General features: G+C 67.7%; 21 protein-coding genes. 10 read left to right on the top strand and 11 right to left on the bottom strand.

The window, feature by feature from the left end; all coding sequences use genetic code 11:
- Positions 1-44: 44 nt before the first annotated feature.
- Both ABD693_RS10535 and ABD693_RS10530 read right to left on the bottom strand, forming a co-directional pair.
- Positions 45-758, bottom strand: a complete 714-nt coding sequence (locus ABD693_RS10535; RefSeq protein ID WP_344697019.1) for a hypothetical protein — start codon at positions 756-758, stop codon at positions 45-47.
- A 98-nt stretch (positions 759-856) separates the two neighbouring features.
- A complete protein-coding gene (locus ABD693_RS10530; RefSeq protein ID WP_344697018.1) occupies positions 857-1,588 on the bottom strand; it encodes a Bax inhibitor-1/YccA family protein in 732 nt (243 codons plus the stop codon).
- 148 nt (positions 1,589-1,736) lie between these two features.
- Here ABD693_RS10530 and thpR point away from each other — a divergent pair, with 148 nt between their 5' ends.
- The 3 genes from thpR to ABD693_RS10515 all read left to right on the top strand — a co-directional run bounded on the left by thpR (position 1,737) and on the right by ABD693_RS10515 (position 6,291).
- Positions 1,737-2,282 carry an RNA 2',3'-cyclic phosphodiesterase gene (gene thpR, locus ABD693_RS10525; RefSeq protein WP_344697017.1) on the top strand — a complete coding sequence of 182 codons (546 nt, stop codon included), beginning with the start codon at positions 1,737-1,739 and terminating at the stop codon, positions 2,280-2,282.
- Between the two features lie 88 nt (positions 2,283-2,370).
- Positions 2,371-4,995, top strand: coding sequence for a transferrin-binding protein-like solute binding protein (locus ABD693_RS10520; protein WP_344697016.1), 2,625 nt, complete (start codon positions 2,371-2,373; stop codon positions 4,993-4,995).
- Between the two features lie 9 nt (positions 4,996-5,004).
- Positions 5,005-6,291, top strand: a complete 1,287-nt coding sequence (locus ABD693_RS10515) for a surface lipoprotein assembly modifier (RefSeq protein ID WP_344697015.1) — start codon at positions 5,005-5,007, stop codon at positions 6,289-6,291.
- A 19-nt stretch (positions 6,292-6,310) separates the two neighbouring features.
- On the opposite strand, the gene ABD693_RS10510 is transcribed toward ABD693_RS10515, so the two are convergent.
- Positions 6,311-8,107, bottom strand: coding sequence for an acyl-CoA dehydrogenase C-terminal domain-containing protein (locus ABD693_RS10510; RefSeq protein WP_344697014.1), 1,797 nt, complete (start codon positions 8,105-8,107; stop codon positions 6,311-6,313).
- A gap of 71 nt (positions 8,108-8,178) precedes the next feature.
- Entirely contained in the window at positions 8,179-8,613 is a 435-nt protein-coding gene (locus ABD693_RS10505; protein WP_344697013.1) for a hypothetical protein, read from the bottom strand.
- Positions 8,614-8,727: 114 nt separating this feature from the next.
- Here ABD693_RS10505 and purF point away from each other — a divergent pair, with 114 nt between their 5' ends.
- Positions 8,728-10,179 (top strand): amidophosphoribosyltransferase, encoded by a 1,452-nt coding sequence (gene purF, locus ABD693_RS10500; protein ID WP_344697012.1) that lies wholly within the window; start codon positions 8,728-8,730, stop codon positions 10,177-10,179.
- Between the two features lie 91 nt (positions 10,180-10,270).
- Here purF and def read toward each other — a convergent pair whose 3' ends face one another.
- The 5 genes from def to eno all read right to left on the bottom strand — a co-directional run bounded on the left by def (position 10,271) and on the right by eno (position 15,164).
- Positions 10,271-10,807: a peptide deformylase gene (gene def, locus ABD693_RS10495; protein ID WP_344697011.1), complete on the bottom strand. Its 537-nt coding sequence runs from the start codon at positions 10,805-10,807 to the stop codon at positions 10,271-10,273.
- 124 nt (positions 10,808-10,931) lie between these two features.
- A complete protein-coding gene (locus tag ABD693_RS10490; RefSeq protein ID WP_344697010.1) occupies positions 10,932-12,326 on the bottom strand; it encodes a pyruvate dehydrogenase complex E1 component subunit beta in 1,395 nt (464 codons plus the stop codon).
- A complete protein-coding gene (pdhA, locus tag ABD693_RS10485; protein ID WP_425567276.1) occupies positions 12,326-13,375 on the bottom strand; it encodes a pyruvate dehydrogenase (acetyl-transferring) E1 component subunit alpha in 1,050 nt (349 codons plus the stop codon). Before pdhA ends, ABD693_RS10490 begins: the two co-directional genes overlap by 1 nt.
- A gap of 79 nt (positions 13,376-13,454) precedes the next feature.
- Positions 13,455-13,775, bottom strand: a complete 321-nt coding sequence (locus ABD693_RS10480) for an FtsB family cell division protein (protein ID WP_344697009.1) — start codon at positions 13,773-13,775, stop codon at positions 13,455-13,457.
- Positions 13,776-13,877: 102 nt separating this feature from the next.
- Positions 13,878-15,164, bottom strand: a complete 1,287-nt coding sequence (gene eno / locus ABD693_RS10475; RefSeq protein WP_344697008.1) for a phosphopyruvate hydratase — start codon at positions 15,162-15,164, stop codon at positions 13,878-13,880.
- Between the two features lie 161 nt (positions 15,165-15,325).
- Between eno and ABD693_RS10470 the strand changes: the two genes are divergently transcribed.
- From ABD693_RS10470 to ABD693_RS10445, 6 genes are all read left to right on the top strand, one after another.
- Positions 15,326-15,886 carry a hypothetical protein gene (locus tag ABD693_RS10470; protein ID WP_344697007.1) on the top strand — a complete coding sequence of 187 codons (561 nt, stop codon included), beginning with the start codon at positions 15,326-15,328 and terminating at the stop codon, positions 15,884-15,886.
- Positions 15,887-15,891: 5 nt separating this feature from the next.
- Entirely contained in the window at positions 15,892-16,245 is a 354-nt protein-coding gene (locus ABD693_RS10465; protein WP_344697006.1) for a phage holin family protein, read from the top strand.
- Positions 16,242-16,586 (top strand): hypothetical protein, encoded by a 345-nt coding sequence (locus ABD693_RS10460; RefSeq protein WP_344697005.1) that lies wholly within the window; start codon positions 16,242-16,244, stop codon positions 16,584-16,586. The genes ABD693_RS10465 and ABD693_RS10460 overlap by 4 nt, the downstream gene beginning before the upstream one ends.
- Before the next feature lie 4 nt (positions 16,587-16,590).
- The gene (locus tag ABD693_RS10455) at positions 16,591-16,938 is read left to right on the top strand and encodes a hypothetical protein (protein WP_344697004.1); all 348 of its coding nucleotides are present in this window, start codon (positions 16,591-16,593) and stop codon (positions 16,936-16,938) included.
- Between the two features lie 129 nt (positions 16,939-17,067).
- Complete coding sequence (locus ABD693_RS10450) at positions 17,068-17,280, top strand: DUF4170 domain-containing protein (protein WP_344697003.1); 213 nt, start codon at positions 17,068-17,070, stop codon at positions 17,278-17,280.
- Between the two features lie 16 nt (positions 17,281-17,296).
- Positions 17,297-17,545, top strand: coding sequence for a hypothetical protein (locus tag ABD693_RS10445; protein ID WP_344697002.1), 249 nt, complete (start codon positions 17,297-17,299; stop codon positions 17,543-17,545).
- On the opposite strand, the gene ABD693_RS10440 is transcribed toward ABD693_RS10445, so the two are convergent.
- Positions 17,542-18,171 (bottom strand): rhomboid family intramembrane serine protease, encoded by a 630-nt coding sequence (locus ABD693_RS10440; RefSeq protein WP_344697001.1) that lies wholly within the window; start codon positions 18,169-18,171, stop codon positions 17,542-17,544. The genes ABD693_RS10445 and ABD693_RS10440 overlap by 4 nt on opposite strands.
- Positions 18,172-18,182: 11 nt before the next feature.
- On the bottom strand, positions 18,183-18,656 hold the full coding sequence (gene greA / locus ABD693_RS10435) for a transcription elongation factor GreA (protein WP_344697000.1): 474 nt from the start codon (positions 18,654-18,656) through the stop codon (positions 18,183-18,185).
- Positions 18,657-18,723: the final 67 nt, after the last annotated feature.

Here is an 18,723-nt window from a genome sequence, read left to right as displayed (position 1 = left end):
GGCTCGCGGCGGATCGGTCCACGCTGTTCGCTTGGCCGTATCGCTTACGGGCGAGCGCCGTCGGGCTCGTCGTCGAGGCGGTGGCCGAGGCCGAGCCCCATGCCGCCCATGCTCATCCCCATGCCGGCCGCCATTCCGCCCATTGCTCCACCGCCACCGCCACCGCCACCACCACCGCCGCCACGGCCTTGCCCACCGTCGCCGCCGCGGTCCCTACCACCCCCACCCGACGATGGCCGGGTCGGGCCCTGACGCGGGATGACGACGTCGCTGGGAATGGCGGCGAGGCCGAGCGCGGCGCGGATGAAATCGCGGAGCGAGACCACCAGTTCGGCGGTATGGACCGGCCGGCCCTCGGCAAGCTCGGCCGCGGCGCGGGCCGCGAGCCGAACCTGGTCGTCGGTCCCGAGCAGAATGATGTCGGACAATGCCGCCTCGACCGCGTCGCGCATCCGCCGGGCCCGGTCGGAGCCGCCGCGCGGGCTCGCGCCTTCCGCCTCGCCGGCGCCGCTTCGAAGGAGGTCGCGCAGGTGCGTCGGATCGACCGCGAGGTCGCCGGTGAAGGAGCCGCCGAGCGCGCGATAGGCCGCGATCAGCGTCCGCAGCCGCTCGTTGATCTGGCGGTTCTCGCGCTCGCGCCGCTGCTGCAGCGTCATCATCAGGAGAAGCCGGATGCCGACGCCCAGGAGCGTGATCAGCACGAGGCCGAGGACGGTCGAGAGCAGGCCCTGCCAGCTGCTGACGTCGATCGCGCGCATCACATCGTGTCTCCTCTCCGCGCGCTCCAACCGCGCGGGCACGAAAAAGGGCCCGGCGGTCGCCCGCCGAGCCCTTTTTCTTTCAGCGCTGATGCAGCTTAGCGGCGGTCGCCGAGGAACTGCAGCAGGAAGGTGAACATGTTCACGAAGTCGAGATACAGGTTCAGCGCCCCCATGATCACGACTTTGCCCATCATGTCGGTGCCGGCGACATAGGCGTACATGCTCTTGATCTTCTGCGTGTCATAGGCGGTGAGGCCCGCGAAGATCAGGACGCCGATCACGCTGATCGCCATCTGCAGCGCGGTCGACTGCACGAACAGGTTGATCAGCATGGCGACGAACAGGCCGACCACGCCCATGATCAGGAAGGTGCCGAAGCCCGACAGGTCCTTCTTGGTGGTGTAGCCGTAGAGGCTGAGGCCGGCGAAGGCCGCGGCGACGGCGAAGAAGGTCGTTGCGATGCTGGTGCCGGTGTAGACCAGGAAGATCGAGCTGAGCGACAGGCCCATCGCGACCGTGAAGGCCCAGAACAGCAGTTGCAGCGTCGAGGTCTTCATCCGGTTGAGGCCGAAGCTCATCGCCATGACGAAGCCGAGCGGCGCGAGCATGATCACCCAGCGCAGCGGGGTCGCCAGCACCTGCTGGGCCAGACCGCTCGAGGCGAACAGCAGCGCGACGATGCCCGTCAGCAGCACGCCGCTGGCCATGTAGTTGTAGACGCTCAGCATGTAGGACCGCAGGCCCGCATCGCGGGCCGCGCGCGGCACGCCGACCGAGGCGGCCGGCTCGTAAGCGGTCGTCGTTCGCGGGTCAGACCAGTTCTGCATTTGATATGCTCCGTTGTCGGCGGGCCGATATGGCCCGTCCACGTGACCATATATCGTTGAGGGGTCGCCCGGTTTCAAGAATTATCGGCCGGCGTGCCGCCGTTCGTCGAGGGGATGAAGCCGTCTGCGGTTCGGCTAGGGTATGGCAATGCATCGCCTGTTCGTTGCCCTGCCCGTCCCGCCGTCCGTCTCGGAGCGGTTGCTCGACTGCATGGACGGCCCCGACGCGCTGCGCTGGACCGAGGCCGAGCAGTTGCACCTCACCCTGCGCTTCATCGGCAATGTCGACGGCGACCTCGCCGAAGACGTGGCCCATGCGCTCGCCTCGCTCCACGCTTACGCCTTCACGCTCAGGTTGAACGGGGTCGGCCAGTTTCATCACAAGGGCTCGGGCGCGCTCTGGGCAGGGGTCGAACCGCGCGAACCCGTGGCGGCGCTCGCCCGCAAGATCAAGCGCGCGGTCCAGTCGGCCGGCGCCCCGCCCGAGACCCGCGCTTTCGTGCCGCACATCACGCTCGCGCGCTGGAGCGGCCCGGCGCCGGACCTCGGCCCTTGGCTCCGTGCCCACGGCGATCTGGGCGGCGAGCCCTGGCCCGTCACCCGCTTCACCCTGTTCGAAAGCCACCTCACCCGCCACGGCCCGCACTACGAGCCGGTACTCGTCCGTGACCTTGCTGCCGCACCCGGCGGCTGAACGGCACCACCCCCTTGCGGGCCCGGAACGGGTTTGACAGAATTCCGGCGAACGCTCGGGGTATTTCGCGTTTCAGGGGGACTTAATCATGCGTAGTTTGCGTAACCTGCCGCTCGTCGGCCTCGTCGTCATGCTCTCGGCGTGCGGCGGCGGTGGCGGCGGTGTTGGAAGCACCCCGACGCCCCCGGTGACGCCCACGCCGACGCCGACACCCACGCCCACACCGACACCAACTCCGACACCGACGCCGACGCCAACACCCACGCCGACGCCCACTCCGACACCCACACCGACGCCGACGCCCACGCCCACGCCGAGCAACGTGAACCTGCTCGGGCCGCTCGTCAGCGAAACCTTCTTCAACCGCAACGCCGAGATCGCGCTGACGGCGGACGTCATCACCGAGGCGGGCACGTCGACGGTGGCGCAGAAGACGCTGACCATCGCCTATGACGCCGCCACCGCGGGCTATACGCTGACGGTCAACGGTCGCACGCTGACCTTCCTCCCGAGCGACATCGACAGCACCCAGAGCAATGCGGTGCTGACGGTCTATGTGAAGAAGAACGGGACCACCGCCACCGACACGCTCACCCTCCTCAAGCCGGGGACGAGCGGCCGCTTCACCTACAAATATGTCGGCGGCGCCTTCTGGGAGCGGAGTGTTCTCTCGGGCACTACGCTGAACGCCTCGGCCCAATCGACGGTCTATGGCGTCCCCACCCCCGCCGCGGCCGTCCCGAGGACCGGCACCGCTTCCTACGGGCTCGATGTCGTCGGCTACATTGTCCAGCAGGCCAATGTGGTGGGCATCACCGGCGCTGGCCGGATGGATGTCGATTTCGGCAAGGGGATTCTCGTTGCCAGCGGCACCATCACCAAGGGGCCGGATCCGGTCACCGGCAACTTCCGCTCCGATGCCAGAATCTCGTCGACCGGCAACGGCTTCTCGGGCAATTTCTTCCTGAACGAGTTCGGCACCAACATGTCGGGCACCGTCGAGGGCGCCTTCTTCGGTCCCGCCGCCGACGAGGTGGGCGCGTCCTGGACCGCCCAGCAAAGCGCCACCTATGCCGCCAGCGGCGTGCTCCTAGGGCGCCGCGACGGCACCTACGGGAACACCAGCTTCACGACGGTGTCCAAGAACGACCTGTATTCGGTCGGCAGCGCGCGGCTCGACTATCGCCAGACCGCCACCGCGCCGCAGAACGGGACCGCGTCCGATGCGCCGCTGATCATCAGCTACAGCGCGGCGACCGGGACCTACACCGTGATCGCCCCCGACCGGTCCGTGCAATTCACCGGGCTCGGCCCCAATGCCGTCAGCGGCGAAGTCTATGCGATCGGAAGCACGGCGGACGACCGCCTGACGATCAATGACGTCGGCACCAGCTATGTCCGGTCCGGCGTCTGGAGCAGTTCGGCCGGGGTGACCGGCGGGACCGACATCCGGCTCCAGCATTTCATCATCGGCATGCCGACGACCAGCGCTGGCGTCCCGCGCACGGGCGACGGCGCCTACAAGATCGCGATCCGCGGCCAGGCCGCCGACGCCGACTTCGCCAACCGCATGAACTTCCTCGGCAACGGGCTGATGCGGATCAACTTCGGTACCGGCGCGCTGACGCTCGATTCGGGCGTCAACTACACCGAGAATTACGTCCAGTCGGGCCGTCCCGCCGCCACCGCCAACGGCCAGCTGACCGGTTCGGGCACGCTGTCGAGCAGCGCCAACGCATTCAACGGCTCGCTGACCCTCACCGGGGTCGGAACCTATAACGGCTCCTTCGCGGGCCAGTTCTTCGGTCCGGTCGGGCAGGAAGTGGGCGCCAACTTCAAGGCGACCGACGGCGCGGGCGGCGCGGCCGCCGGAAGCTTCACCGGCCTTCGCGACGACAGCATCCTCGCCGCCGACAAGGGGCTTGCGCAGCTCACCCAGGCGACGACCTTCAAGGTCGATGCGGTGAAGCTCGGCCAGACGACCCCGGCCGGGATCGACCTCACCTATGATCCGGTCGCGGGCACCTATCGCTTCAACAGCAAGCCCTATGATTTCACCAGCACCGGCTTCGACACCACGCTGACCCCCGCCGACAAGGTGGCGGCGAAGTCGACCGCGGCGCGGACCTATTACGACAAGGCCGGCAGCGACATCGGCTACACCGGCTACCTGTCCGTCCCCGGCAGCGCCAATCCCGAGCTCGCGCTGACCTATTCGAGCTGGGGCGAGCTGCGCCCGAACTACAATATCCCGGGCTATAGCGGCGCCGACCGCTATCTCTTCACCTATGGGGTCGCGACCAATCCCTCGACACTCCCGGCCTCGGGCACGGCCAGCTATTCGGGTCTGGCGTTGGGCGGCGGCCGCTTCGACCCCATCTTCGCCACGGTCGACGTCACGGGCACGAGCGCCTTCCAGATCAATTTCGGCACCATGAGCTGGACGGGCAGCGTCTCGCTGCTCGGCGCGCAGGTAAACAGCGGCAATACCCCGACCACGATCGGGACCTTCGGCTTCGGCGGTCAGGTCGCGAGCAACGGCTTCTTCGGCAATGGCACCAGCAGCACGATCAGCGGCGCCTATGGCAACATGTCCGGCCGCTTCTACGGTCCGGGCGCGGCCGAGGTCGGGGCGACCTGGATGATCGCCGGCCCCGACGGCGCGGGCGGGCAGATGCAGCTGTCGGGCATCGCCGCCGCCAAGAAGAACTGAGCCGGCGCGATGCTCATCCTCATGGGCGCGGCGGCGGTGGTCGCCGCGCCGGCACCGCAGGCCGTCCAGCTTTCCCCGGTCCAGCTGTTCGGGCTCGCCGCCCGGCTTGAGGCGGAGGGGCGCAGCGCGGAGGTGGAGGCCGCCTACGAGGCGCTCGAGAACGATCCCGACCTCGAAATCCGCACCGAAGCCCGCTTCCGCCACGCCATGCTGCTGGTCCGGCTGAAGCGGCTCGAGCCCGCGGCGGTGCTGCTGCGGCGGATCCTCGACGATAAGCCCGATGCGCAGCGCGTCCGGCTCGAGCTCGCCGCGGTGCTGGCGCAGATGGGCAACCTCGACGCCGCCCGCGCCCAGCTTCGCGCTGCGAGCGCCGGCCCGCTTCCGCCAGAGGTCCGGCTGCTGGTCGAGCGCTCGGCGCTGGCGCTGCGATCGGTCAAGCCGTTCGGCGGATCGCTGAGCCTCGGCCTCGCGGGCGACAGCAACATCAACCGCGCGACCAGCAGCGACACGCTCGGCACGATCATCGGCGACTTCACCCTGTCCCCCGACGCGCGCGAGACGAGCGGCACGGGGCTTCGCGCCGAGGGCCAGGCCTATGTCCGGGCACCGCTTGGGCGTCACAGCGTCACCGCGTCGATCGGCGGCTCGGCCAATCTCTACCGCCGCTCCGAATTCAATGACGTCAACCTCAGCGCCCGCGCCGGGCCGGAGCTGACGCTCGGCAAGCGCCGCCTCAGCCTCGCCGCCAATGCCGGACGGCGCTGGTTCGGCGGCGACCGGCTGAACGACAGCGCCGGGGTCAGCGCCGACCTCCTCCAGCCGCTGGGCGCGCGCACGCAAGGCCGTGTCGGCCTCGCCTCGACCCGCCTGTTCCACCATCGCAACCGCCTCGAGGAAGGCTGGATCCACGGCGCGACGCTGTCGCTCGACCAGGCGATCGGTCCGCGCGGCGCGGTCGGCGGGAGCGCGAGCCTGTCACGCTACGACGCGCGCGACCCGGGCTTCGCCAACTGGACGCGCGGCCTTGCGCTCTACGGTTATCGGGAGGTCGGCCGGGCAAGCCTGACGCTGGCGCTATCGGGCAGTCGCCTCACCGCCGACGAGCGGCTGTTCCTCTACCCCGAGAAGCGCCGTGACACCCTGCTGCGGGCGCAACTGGGCGCGACCTTCCGCCAATTGGAGACCCGTGGCTTCGCGCCGCAGGTGAAGCTCGTCGCCGAGCGCAACAAGAGCAGCATCGGGATCTACGACTACCGCCGCCAGGCAGTGGAATTCGGGGTGGTGCGGGCGTTCTAGGCTCGCACCACCCCGCCGATCAGAAAGCGTCGACCGCCAGCGCCATCAGCGTGTCGCCGCCGGCTTCAATCTGGCCGCGATAGGCGCTCGCCTTGGGCAGCTCGCGCGCCGCGTAGAAGCGGGCGGTGGCGAGCTTGGTCTGGTGGAAAGCGGCGTCCTCGCCCGCCTCGTTCTCGAGCCGGGCCGAGACGTCGGCCATCTTGAGCCACATCCAGCCCAGCGTCACGAGACCCATCAGGTGCATGTAGGGCACCGCGCCCGCGCCGGCGTGGTTCGGGTCCTGCATCCCGTGCTGGGCGAGCCACATGGTCGAGGCCTGCAGATGGCCGAGCGCCTTCTCGAGCGGGCCGGCGACACCCGCCGGATCGCCGTTCTTGCGGGCGTCGGCGATGTCGGCGGCGATGGTCGAGAACAGCAGCTGGATCGCGCGGCCGCCGTTGGCGCCGAGCTTGCGGCCGACGAGGTCCATCGCCTGGACGCCGTTGGTGCCCTCGTAGATCTGGGCGATGCGGGCGTCGCGGACGAACTGCTCCATGCCCCACTCGCGGATGTAGCCGTGACCGCCGAACACCTGCTGCATGTTCACCGTGGCCTCGAAGCCCTTGTCGGTGAGATAGCCCTTGATGACCGGGGTGAGGAGCGAGATGAGGTCGTCGGCGCGCTGCCGCTCTTCCTCGGTCGCGCCCTTGCGGGAAAGGTCGACCTGCAGGCTCCCCCACAGGATCAGCGCGCGCGCCGCCTCGTTGAAGGCCTTGGCTTCGAGCAGCATGCGGCGGACGTCGGGGTGGACGAAGAGGTTGTCGGCCTTGGCCCCTTCTTCGCGCTGGTCGGGACGCAGCGCGCGGCCCTGGCGGCGGTCCTTCGCGTAGGCGACCGCGTTCTGATAGGCGATCTCGCCCTGCGCGAGGCCCTGGAGGCCGACGCCGAGGCGCGCGGCATTCATCATGATGAACATCGCGGCCAGGCCCTTTTCGGGCTCGCCGACCAGCCAGCCGGTCGCGCCGTCATAGTTCATGACGCAGGTCGAGTTGCCGTGGATGCCCATCTTGTGCTCGATCGAGCCGCACTGGAGGCTGTTGCGCTCGCCCGGGCTGCCGTCCTCGTTGACGATGAACTTGGGCACCACGAACAGCGAAATGCCCTTCACATTGTCCGGCGCGCCGACGATTTTGGCGAGCACCAAGTGGATGATGTTGTCGGACATGTCGTGTTCGCCCGACGAGATGAAGATCTTGGTGCCCGAGATCTTGTAGCTGCCGTCGGCCTGCGGCTCGGCCTTGGTCTTGATGAGGCCGAGGTCGGTCCCGCAATGCGGCTCGGTCAGGTTCATCGTGCCGGTCCACTCGCCCGAGACCATCTTGGGCACATAGGTCTGCTGCTGCTCGGGCGTGCCCTTGACCAGCAGCGAGGCGATCGCGCCCGCGGTCAGGCCATGATACATTTCGAAGCTCTGGTTGGCCGAGAGAACGTATTCGCTGAGCGCGGTCGCGAGCACGTGCGGCAGGCCCTGCCCGCCGAATTCCTGCGGTGCGGCGAGGCTGGTGAAGCCCAGCTCGCAGAACTGCTTGTAGGCGTCCTTGAAGCCTTTGGGGGTCGTGACCGAGCCGTCGGCGTGGCGGGTGCAGCCTTCCTCGTCGCCGGTGCGATTGAGCGGGACCAGCACTTCCTGCGTGAAGCGCGCGCCCTCGTTGAGGATCGCCTCGATCAGGTCGGGGGTCGCATCGGCGAAGCCCGGCAGATTGCCGAAATTCTGCATCTGAACGATGTGATCGAGGACATAGCGCGTGTCGCGGACGGGAGCGTTGTAGACGGGCATCGTGAAACAGCCTCTCCTAAGGGGTCGGGTCGAACTCTAGGTGGGCAAGCGCCCGTTTATCAACAAGAATGTCAGCAGAGCGGATCGCCGCCGAGGTCGGTCACTTGGTCGGGTTTGTCCATGCGGACGAAGGTCTTGCCTTCGAGGCTGGCGCCGGGCCCGCAATAATAAGCGCAGGCGTTGTTGCCGGTGAGCAGGGTCACCGTGTCGCCTTGGCGGTTGTAGAGGATCGCGCATTTGACGTCGCCGTCGGGACGGATCGCCTGCGGACCGGTATCCGAACCGCGGATCGAGCAATTGGCGTCACCCGACTTGGCGAAGGTGATCAGTCCGACCCGTTTCCCCTCCTCCTTGAGACACAGGCGATCGCGCCCAGCGCCGGCGAAAACCGTGATGGCGCCGGCTTCACCACCAACCGACTGCCGTGGCGAATCCGGTCCCCCTGCGTCGTCCGACTTCCCGCATCCGGCGGTGAGGACCAGCAATGGGATAAGCAGGGTGCGCATGCCCTCACCCTGCCCGCCGGCCGCCCGCCCTTCAACCCCGGTTCACTTGGGCGGCGACAAAGGCGCGGGCCTCCCCTATAGGCGCGACACCTTTTCGAAAGCGGGCAGATTCCCATGCTGACGACGAACCCCTTCGACGACGACAAGCTTCGCGAGGAGTGCGGCATCTTCGGTGCCTGGAACGCTGACAGCGCCGCCAGCTTCGTCGCGCTCGGCCTCCACGCCCTCCAGCATCGCGGGCAGGAAGCCGCCGGCATCTCGTCGATGGACCAGGCCGGCTTCCACTCGCACCGCGCGCAGGGCCACGTCGCGGGCAACTTCGACCGCGACGAGATCATCCGCGCGCTTCCGGGCCGCACCGCCATCGGCCACGTCCGCTATTCGACCACCGGCTCCTCCGCGATGCGCAACGTCCAGCCGCTCTTCGCCGAGCTGGCCGAGGGCGGCTTCGCGGTCGCGCACAACGGCAATATCTCGAACGCGATGAAGCTCCGCCGGACCTTGAACCGCCGCGGCTCGATCTTCCAGTCGACGAGCGATACCGAGGTGATCATCCACCTTGTCGCGACCTCGACGCACACCGCCATGCTCGACAAGATCGTCGACGCGCTGGGCCAGGTCGAAGGCGCCTACTCGCTCCTGATGCTGACCGAGCAGGGCCTGATCGCCTGCCGCGATCCGCTCGGCATCCGCCCGCTGGTCATGGGCCGGATCGGCGACACCGTCATCTTCGCGTCCGAGACCGTCGCCCTCGACGTGATCGGCGCCCGCTACGAGCGCGAGGTCGGCCCGGGTGAGATGATCATCGTCAACGCCGACGGCATCCGCAGCTTCCGCCCCTTCGCCGCCGTCTCCCCGCGCCCGTGCATCTTCGAGCACGTCTATTTCTCGCGCCCCGACAGCGTGGTCGACGGGACCAGCGTCTACGAAAGCCGCAAGAACATCGGCGCCGAGCTCGCCCGCGAATCGGGCATCGACGCCGACATCGTGGTCCCCGTCCCCGACAGCGGCGTGCCGGCGGCGATCGGCTATGCGCAGGAAAGCGGAATCCCGTTCGAACTCGGGATCATCCGCTCGCACTATGTCGGCCGGACCTTCATCCAGCCGAGCGCCGAAGTCCGCCACCTCGGCGTCAAGCTCAAGCACAATGCCAACAGCGCGCTGATCAAGGGCAAGCGGATCATCCTGATCGACGATTCGATCGTCCGCGGCACGACGTCCGTGAAGATCGTCCAGATGATGCGCGACGCGGGCGCGCGCGAAGTCCACATGCGGATCGCCTCGCCGCCCACGCGCCACAGCTGCTTCTACGGGGTCGACACGCCCGAGCGCGCCAAGCTGCTGGCCGCGCAAATGGATGTCGCGGCCATGGCCAAATACATCAACGCCGACAGCCTCGCCTTCATCTCGATCGACGGTCTTTACCGCGCGCTCGGCGACCAGCGGAACCCGGCGACGCCGCAGCGCTGTGACGCCTGCTTCACCGGCGACTATCCGACGCGGCTGACCGACCTCACCGAGAAGAAGGCCGAGGAAAGCGGCCTCAAGCTCGCGGCGGTGGGCTGATCTGAACCCTCGTTCGCTCTGAGCGCAGTCGAAGGGCGCTGCGCCAAGGTCCTTCGACTGGGCTCAGGACCAACGACGTCAGAGGCGGCCCTCAGGCCGCGATCACGCCTTCCTTGCGGCCCTTCGCCAGCTTCTTGAGCAGCATGTCGCGCTTGAGGCGGGTGAGGTGGTCGATGAACAGCACGCCGTTGAGATGGTCGATCTCGTGCTGGAGGCAGACCGCGAGCAGCCCGTCGATCTCGCCCTCGTGCCAGCCGCCGTCGGCATCCTGCCACTTCGCCTTGATCCGGTCGGGGCGCATCACCTCGGCATATTGCTCGGGGATCGACAGGCAGCCCTCCTTGTAGGGGACGAAGCTGTCGCTTTCCTCGAGGATCTCGGGATTGATGAAGACGCGCGGATCCTTGACCGGCTTGCCCTCCTCGTCCTCTTCTTCCTGAAGGTCGATCACGAGCAGCCGCTTGGGCACGCCCACCTGCACGGCCGCGAGCCCGATGCCGGGCGCGTCGTACATCGTCTCGAACATGTCGGCGATTAGGGTCTTCAAGTCCGCGTCGAAGGTGTCGACCGGAGTCGAGATCTCGCGCAGGATGGGATCGGGAATGCAGACAATGGGAAGGATGGCCATGGCGGCCATTTAGTAACTTCTGCTTTCTTCGTCACCCCGCCCTTCGACTTCGCTCAGGGCGAACGATGAAAAGGAAATCTCCCACGCATCGTTCGTGCCGAGCGCAGTCGAAGCACGGCTCCGCTCAGCCCTTGTACGTCACCTTCTTGACCGCCGCGACGACGTCCGCCGCCTTGATCAGCGCCTGCTTCTCGAGGTTCGCGGCATAAGGCAGCGGCACGTCGGCGTTGCACACGCGCATGACGGGCGCGTCGAGGTCGTCGAAGCCTTCCTCCATGCAGATGGCGATGATCTCGCTCGCGATCGAGCAGGTCGGCCAGCCCTCCTCGACGACGACCAGCCGGTTGGTCTTCTTGAGGCTTTCCAGCACCGTGGCCTTGTCCAGCGGACGAAGCGTGCGAAGGTCGATCACCTCCGCATCGATCCCCTCGCCCGCCAGCGTTTCGGCCGCCTCGAGCGCGAGCCCGACGCCGATCGAATAGCTGACGATGGTGACGTCCTTGCCCTCGCGCATCGTCCGGGCCTTGCCGATCGGCAGCACCCAGTCGTCGACCTGCGGCAGTTCGAACGTGTGCCCGTAGAGCAGCTCGTTCTCGAGGAACACGACCGGATCTTCCGAGCGGATCGCGGCCTTGAGCAGTCCCTTCGCGTCGGCCGCGTCATAGGGCGCGATGACGATCAGGCCGGGCACGCTGGCGTACCAGGGCCCGTAATTCTGGCTGTGCTGCGCGGCGACTCGGCTGGCCGCGCCATTGGGGCCGCGGAACACGATCGGGCAGCGCATCTGGCCGCCCGACATGTAGTTGGTCTTGGCCGCCGAATTGATGATGTGGTCAATCGCCTGCATGGCGAAGTTGAAGGTCATGAACTCGATGATGGGCCTGAGGCCGCCCATCGCCGCGCCGGTGCCGAGACCCGCGAAGCCATATTCGGTGATCGGCGTGTCGACCACGCGCTTGGGGCCGAACTCGTCGAGGAGGCCCTGGGTGACCTTGTAGGCGCCCTGATATTGCGCGACTTCCTCGCCCATCACGAAGACGCGCTCGTCCTTGCGCATCTCTTCGGCCATGGCGTCGCGCAAAGCCTCGCGCAGCGTCAGCTTCTGCATCGGCGTGCCTTCGGGCACCTGCGGGTCGGCGGGGCGAACCTTGGCGACGAGCTGGGTCGTGCCGGTGTCGGCCTTCTGCGCCGGCGCGCTGGTCTCGGTCTTCTGGTCGCTCGGAGTCGGGGCCGGGGCCGGAGTCGCTTCAGCCGGCGCGGCCTCGGCCGTATCCGACGCGTCGCCGCCCATCAGCGCGATGGCGGTGCCGACCTTCACCCCGTCGGTGCCCTCGGGCACGAGGATCTTCGAGATGACGCCCTCGTCGACCGCCTCGAATTCCATGGTCGCCTTGTCGGTCTCGATCTCGGCGAGGATGTCGCCGCTCGACACGGTGTCGCCTTCCTTGACCAGCCACTTGGCGAGCGTGCCCTCCTCCATCGTCGGGGACAGCGCCGGCATCTTCAGTTCCACGCCCATCAGTAATTCTCCACCAGGACGTCGGTGAAGAGCTCGGCCGCATCGGGCTCCGGAGCCTCTTCAGCGAACTTCGCGGCTTCCACCACGATGTCCTTGATTTCCTTGTCGATTGCCTTGAGCTCTTCCTCGGGCACCCCCATTGCGACCAGCTCCTTCTCGGCGCGCGCAATCGGGTCCTGGTTCTCGCGGTAGCTCTGCACTTCCTCGCGGGTCCGGTACTTCGCCGGATCGCTCATCGAGTGGCCGCGATAGCGATAGGTCTTGAGCTCGAGGATGATCGGGCCCTTGCCCGAGCGGGTCCATTCGAGCGCGACCTCGGCCGCGCCGCGCACCGCCTGCACGTCCATGCCGTCGACCTGGATGCCGGGAATGCGGAAGCTTTCGCCGCGCTTGTAGAATTCGGGTTCGGACGCCGAGCGCTCGACGCTGGTGCCCATGGCGTAATGGTTGTTCTCGATCGCGTAGATGACCGGCAGCTTCCACAGCTCGGCCATGTTGAAGCTCTCGTAGACCTGGCCCTGGTTGGCCGCGCCGTCGCCGAAGTAGCTCAGGCAAACCCCGCCGTCGGCGCTATACTGGTGCTTGAAGGCGAGACCGGTGCCCAAGGACACCTGCGCGCCGACGATCCCGTGGCCGCCGTAGAAGCCGTGGTCGACGCTGAACATGTGCATCGAGCCGCCCTTGCCCTTCGAGATGCCCGCCGCGCGGCCGGTCAGCTCGGCCATGATGACCTTGGGGTCGATCCCGTAGGCGAGCATGTGGCCATGGTCGCGATAGCCGGTGATGACGCTGTCCTTGCCAACTTCCATCGCGCTCTGGAGCCCGACCGCGACCGCCTCCTGCCCGATGTAGAGGTGGCAGAAGCCGCCGATCAGGCCGAGGCCGTAGAGCTGGCCGGCGCGTTCCTCGAAGCGGCGGATCATCAGCATCTGCTTGTAGAAGCCGAGCAGCTCTTCCTTGCTCGCCTCGTAGCGCTTCGGCTGCGGCGGGCGTTCGCGATTGGGTGTCAGGGGAACGGCCTCGGCGGCCTGCTTGGGCGAACGCGCCACGTGTCTACCTCATCGAAATGGATTGGCGGTCCTATAGGAGCGGCGACGCGCGAGGTGCAACCTCACGCATACGTCTGCATCAATCCTCGAGCGGAACGATGACTTCGTCGGGGCGGACCAGCCCCAGGTCCTTGCGAACCAGTTCGTCAGCCATGTCGGGATCGGCCTTGCGCGGGTCGAGCAGCGCCGAGCGATGCTTGAGCTGGTTGCGCTGCTCCTCGAGCGTCGCCAGTTCGACCTTCTTGGCGGCGAGATCGCGGTGATAGCCGCCCCAGGCGAGCAGGCCGTTGGGACCCGCGACCGCATGGCCGGCGAAGGTCCCGATGATGAGCAGCGACACCGCGGGCCACATCGCCCTGCGGATCAGGCCTCGTGCCTGGCTGACTGCCCCTCTTCCCATAAAAAGACAGAATCAGTTTTGAGTCATGGGCGCAAGGGGTTTGGGACGGCACTGCAACAAAAAAGTGACGCGCCGCCCAAGACGGCGCGCCACTGATGCCGATCAGCCAGCATAAGCCTTGATCGCGGCCCGTCCCGGATAGCGCGCGACGTCGCCCAGCTCTTCCTCGATCCGGAGGAGCTGGTTGTACTTGGCGGTGCGGTCCGAGCGCGCCAGGCTGCCGGTCTTGATCTGGCCGCAGCCAAGCGCGACCGCGAGGTCGGCGATGGTCGAATCCTCGGTCTCGCCCGAGCGGTGGCTCATCACCGCGGTGTAGCCGCTGGTCTGCGCGAGGCGGACGGCGTCGATGGTTTCGGTCAGCGTCCCGATCTGGTTGACCTTGACCAGGATCGAATTGGCGAGCCCGCCCTCGATCCCGTCGCGCAGCCGGTCCTCGTTGGTCACGAACAGGTCGTCGCCGACCAACTGGACGCGGTGGCCGACGAGGTCGGTCAGCGCCTTCCAGCCCACCATGTCGTCCTCGCTCATCCCGTCCTCGATCGAGGCGATCGGATAATCATTGACGAGGCCCTCGAGGAACCGCGCCATCTCTTCCGAACCGAGCTCCTGGCCCTCGCCGGTCATCGCATAGCGGCCGCCTTTGAAGAATTCGGTCGCGGCGCAGTCGAGCCCGATCAGCACGTCGTCGCCGAGGCGGTAGCCCGCCGAATTCACCGCCTCGCCGATGAAGTCGAGGGCCGCGCGGGCGCTGGCGATGTTGGGCGCGAAACCGCCTTCGTCGCCGACCGCGGTCGACAGGCCCGCCGCATGAAGCTTGCCCTTGAGCGCATGGAAGATCTCCGACCCGCAGCGCAGCGCCTCGGCGAAGGCCTCGGCGCCGACGGGCAGGATCATGAACTCCTGGAAGTCGATCGGGTTGTCGGCATGCGCGCCGCCATTGAGGATGTTCATCATTGGCACCGGCAGCGTGTCCGCCGCGACCCCACCGACATAGCGGTAGAGCGCCAGCCCGCGCGCATCGGCCGCCGCCTTGGCCGCCGCGAGGCTGACCCCGAGGATGGCGTTGGCGCCCAGCCGGCTCTTGTTCTCGGTCCCGTCGATTCCGATCATCTCGGCGTCGATCTCGGCCTGGTCCTCGGCATCGAAGCCGAGCAGCGCCTCGGCCAGCTCGCCGTTGACCGCCGCCACGGCCTTTTCGACGCCCTTGCCGCCCCACCGGCTCTTGTCGCCGTCGCGCAGTTCGACCGCCTCATGCGCACCGGTCGAGGCGCCCGAGGGCACCGCCGCACGGCCGAAGCTCCCGTCCTCGAGCGTCACGTCGACCTCGACCGTCGGATTGCCGCGGCTGTCGAGGATCTGGCGGGCGTGAATGTCGAGGATGGCGGTCATGGGGCATGCACTCCGGAGCAAAATTCGTTACGGTGGCCAAAGGACTTGAAGGTCACGAGCCGGGTTCCGATCTGCCAATAAAGGCCGGAACGGCGCCCGCTGGTGGCTCGTTAGGAGGCCGCAAGAAAGTTTTCCAGCGTTTCAAGGAAGGAGTGGCTGCCATGGCCGACACGACCAACAAGCTGCCCGAGGGCACCGACACCACCATCGAACCGGCCGCGACCGGCACGACCCGTGCCACCGGCGGCGCGACCAGCCTCACTGCGACCGATCGCTCGACCGACGCGCTCGTCACCACCGACGAGGACACCGGCTCGACTTCTGGCGGCGGCATTCGCGGCATGATCAGCAACGTCTCGACCAAGGCCCGTGACGAGGCCGCCGGCCGCGCCCGCGGGTTCGTCGGCGACACGCTCAAGAGCGGCTCGACCACGCTCGGCAACATCTCGAGCCTGATCGGCGACACCGTCGCGCAGATCGAGGAAAAGCTCGGGCCGCAATATGCCGGCTACGCCCGCACCGCGAGCGACACCGTCCAGCGCTATGCGACCACGCTCGAGAACAAGAATCCCGACGAACTGGTCGACGACGCCCGCGACCTCGTCCGCAAGAGCCCGGCCGTCGCGCTTGCCGGCGCGGCGATCCTCGGGTTCGGCCTCGTGCGCCTGCTCAAGGCCGGCATGCCTGAAGAGGGCACGCGCCGCGACGGGACCAAGAACTGAGCCCGATGCTCAAGCAGACCGACAAGGTGGCGGGCGTTTCGGAGGGGGTCGGTGACCTTCTCCAGCGCCTCGTCGCGGACGGCAAGAGCTACGCCCAGGCCGAGGTGGCTTATTACAAGACCCTCGGCTCGGAGAAGGTCGGTGCCCTCAAGGCCCCGCTCGTCTTCGGGGTCGTTGCCCTGCTGTTCGCCCATGCGGCATTTCTCGCCGGCTGCGCGCTCGTCTGGGTCGCGCTGGCGCAGGTAATGAATGCGGCGCTGGCCGGTCTGCTGACCGTCGTGATCCTCGGAGGGCTGGCCGGGATCTTCGGCTACCTCGCTTATTCCCGCCTGCCCCTCCCGAAGGAGCCGGCGAAATGAGCGACGCGCACGAGATCCGGATCGCCCGCGCCCGGGGCGAGGCCGATGCGGCCAAGGCCCGTCTGATGGCGACGCTCGACGAGGTGAAGCTCCGGCTTGCGCCCGGCAAGCTCGCCTCCGACGCGGTCCAGAATGCCAAGAACAAGGGCCTCGTCGTCGCCGACGAGACGGTCACCGCGGTCAAGGACCGTCCGCTGATGGCGGCGGGAATTGCGGCGGCGGCCGCGGCCTTCATCGCCAGGAAGCCGCTCGTCGCGGCGGTCGGGCGGTGGATCGGCGGCGACGACGAGGACGACCAACCAGTGACACGACGCGCCCATGCCGGCGCGGACAAGGAGTAGAGTGATGGCCAAGACCGACGCTTATGCGAACAGCAACCTCGACACCGCGGGCCAGAGCGGCCTGTCGGACCGCTTCGCCGACCTCGGCGAAACCGCCTCGAACCAGATCGACAACAGCCCGCTGATCGCGCTCGGCGCGGGTCTCGCGCTCGGCGCCGTGCTCGGCGCGGTGCTTCCGGCGAGCGCCAAGGAGCGCGAACTCCTCAAGCCGCTGGGCGCGAAGATCACCGAGGCCGGCACCGGCGCGATCGACCGCGGCCGCGGCATGGCCAAGCAGAAATTCGACGAAATGGCGGGCGACAAGCTCCGCGACTTCCTCGGCGCCAGCTCGAGCGGTTCGGCCAACGCCTGACCTGACGAAAACGTCCTTCGACGACGCGCGTCGCGCTCCGCTCGGGATCAACGGATAAATGTTCGTTCGTCCCGAGCGACGTCGAAGGACGCCTTCACCGCCGAACCTGCCCATGCTACCGGCCCCCGCATGAGCAAGCTCCACCTCGTGTTCGGCGGCAAGGTGAAGGACCCGCAGGGCCTCGACTTTTCCGATCTCCCCAACCTCCACATCGTCGGCATGTACGACAATTACGCCGACGCCGAGGAAGCCTGGCGCGCGCAGGCCCAGCGCACGGTCGACGACGCCGAGATGAAATATGTGGTGGTGCACCTCCACCGCCTGCTCGAACCCGAAGTCTGAGCGGTCGTCCGCCGCGATGCGCGGTGACCCCTGGTTCATCTACAAGCTGAGCGCAGGCCGGTTCCGGGCGGCGCCGGCGTCCTGGCAGGGCTGGGTCGTGCTGATCGGCGGGATCCTCCTCACCATGGTCGCCGTGACCGCGGCCATCGCCGTGACGGAGGGTGAGCCGCTGGGCGCGCGGATCGGACTGGTGGCCTTCGCCAATCTCGCCGGGATCGGCGCGATCCTCCTGACCGCCTATCGGACCGGTCGGCCTTCCCGCTAGGCCTTCCGGTAGCGCCACAGGAGCAGCGGGCGCTGGAGCAGCAGCCCCGCCACGAACCCGCCGACATGCGCCGGGGTTGCGAGCATCATCCCGCCCTGCCCGGCCGACCAGCCGATGATCACCTGCAGTATGGCCCAGGCGAGCGCCAGCCAGACGATGTTGATCCAGCGGTTGAGGCGCAAATTGTCGGTGATTCTCTTGGCTCGCCCGAAGCTCAGCGCGTAGGCGCCGACGACTCCGCTGATGGCCCCGCTCGCCCCGATCACCGGCCCGGTGCTCATCGGATCGACCGCATATTGCGCCGCCATCGAGGCATAGGCGCTGACCACATAGAGCAGGACGAGCGCCCAGCGCCCGAGCACCCGCTCGACCGCCAGCCCGCAATAGACCAGCATCAGCAGGTTGAAGCCGAGATGCGCGAAGCCACCGTGAACGAGGGTCGCGCTGAGCGGTGTCAGGATCGCGGGCACCGCCTCGAACGGAAACGCCACGCCGGCGATCCGCGCGGGGACGAAGGCGAAGGCGAGCACGGCGTGCGGCCCGAACAGGCTGCTCATGACCGCGAGGCTCACCGCCGCCGTGACGACGGCGATCCAGAAGGTCGCGGTGCGAAGGACGCCGGACACCCGCGCGGCGCCTAGACGAACTCGATCCCGGCGATCTCGTAATAGCGGTCGCCCGACGGGGTGGTGACTTCCACCTCGTCCCCGACCTGACGGCCGATCAGCGCGCGGCCGAGCGGCGAATTGTAGCTGATCCGGCCGTTCTTGGCATTGGCTTCCTGCTGGCCGACCAGCTGGTAGCGGATCGGCTTGTCGTCCTCGTCGACCAGATTGACCGTCGCGCCGAACACGACCTTGTCGCCCGACAAGGTGGTGGGGTCGATCACGAGGGCCCGCGCGAGGCGGTCCTCGATGTCGGCGATCTGCGCCTCGACCTGGCCCTGCCGCTCCTTGGCGGCATGATATTCGGCGTTTTCGCTGAGGTCGCCATGGGCGCGCGCTTCCTCGATCGCGTCGACGATCTCGGGGCGCTCCTGCCGAAGGCGCTTCAGTTCTTCCTCGAGCAGCCGATAGCCTTCGGCCAGCATCGGCACCTTTTCACTCGCCATTGACGCCCCTGTCCTTCTTCAAAAGTCTGGCTCCCCCGCGGGATGCGGGCCGATGTGGTCCGTTGCT

The sequence above is a fragment of the Sphingomonas rosea genome (assembly GCF_039538065.1).
Classification (GTDB): Bacteria; Pseudomonadota; Alphaproteobacteria; order Sphingomonadales; family Sphingomonadaceae; genus Sphingomicrobium; species Sphingomicrobium rosea.
This window is presented reverse-complemented; position numbering and strand designations above follow the sequence as displayed.

Bases quoted from the DNA above. Each gene is read 5' to 3' on its own strand.
- ABD693_RS10520 (WP_344697016.1), top strand. From the start codon at position 2,371: ATGCGTAGTTTGCGTAACCTGCCGCTCGTCGGCCTCGTCGTCATGCTC.
- ABD693_RS10470 (WP_344697007.1), top strand. From the start codon at position 15,326: ATGGCCGACACGACCAACAAGCTGCCCGAGGGCACCGACACCACCATC.
- ABD693_RS10465 (WP_344697006.1), top strand. From the start codon at position 15,892: ATGCTCAAGCAGACCGACAAGGTGGCGGGCGTTTCGGAGGGGGTCGGT.
- thpR (WP_344697017.1), top strand. From the start codon at position 1,737: ATGCATCGCCTGTTCGTTGCCCTGCCCGTCCCGCCGTCCGTCTCGGAG.
- purF (WP_344697012.1), top strand. From the start codon at position 8,728: ATGCTGACGACGAACCCCTTCGACGACGACAAGCTTCGCGAGGAGTGC.
- ABD693_RS10460 (WP_344697005.1), top strand. From the start codon at position 16,242: ATGAGCGACGCGCACGAGATCCGGATCGCCCGCGCCCGGGGCGAGGCC.
- ABD693_RS10445 (WP_344697002.1), top strand. From the start codon at position 17,297: ATGCGCGGTGACCCCTGGTTCATCTACAAGCTGAGCGCAGGCCGGTTC.
- ABD693_RS10510 (WP_344697014.1), bottom strand. From the start codon at position 8,107: ATGCCCGTCTACAACGCTCCCGTCCGCGACACGCGCTATGTCCTCGAT.
- ABD693_RS10455 (WP_344697004.1), top strand. From the start codon at position 16,591: ATGGCCAAGACCGACGCTTATGCGAACAGCAACCTCGACACCGCGGGC.
- def (WP_344697011.1), bottom strand. From the start codon at position 10,807: ATGGCCATCCTTCCCATTGTCTGCATTCCCGATCCCATCCTGCGCGAG.
- ABD693_RS10535 (WP_344697019.1), bottom strand. From the start codon at position 758: ATGCGCGCGATCGACGTCAGCAGCTGGCAGGGCCTGCTCTCGACCGTC.
- ABD693_RS10480 (WP_344697009.1), bottom strand. From the start codon at position 13,775: ATGGGAAGAGGGGCAGTCAGCCAGGCACGAGGCCTGATCCGCAGGGCG.
- greA (WP_344697000.1), bottom strand. From the start codon at position 18,656: ATGGCGAGTGAAAAGGTGCCGATGCTGGCCGAAGGCTATCGGCTGCTC.
- ABD693_RS10515 (WP_344697015.1), top strand. From the start codon at position 5,005: ATGCTCATCCTCATGGGCGCGGCGGCGGTGGTCGCCGCGCCGGCACCG.
- ABD693_RS10490 (WP_344697010.1), bottom strand. From the start codon at position 12,326: ATGGGCGTGGAACTGAAGATGCCGGCGCTGTCCCCGACGATGGAGGAG.
- eno (WP_344697008.1), bottom strand. From the start codon at position 15,164: ATGACCGCCATCCTCGACATTCACGCCCGCCAGATCCTCGACAGCCGC.
- ABD693_RS10505 (WP_344697013.1), bottom strand. From the start codon at position 8,613: ATGCGCACCCTGCTTATCCCATTGCTGGTCCTCACCGCCGGATGCGGG.
- ABD693_RS10530 (WP_344697018.1), bottom strand. From the start codon at position 1,588: ATGCAGAACTGGTCTGACCCGCGAACGACGACCGCTTACGAGCCGGCC.
- ABD693_RS10450 (WP_344697003.1), top strand. From the start codon at position 17,068: ATGAGCAAGCTCCACCTCGTGTTCGGCGGCAAGGTGAAGGACCCGCAG.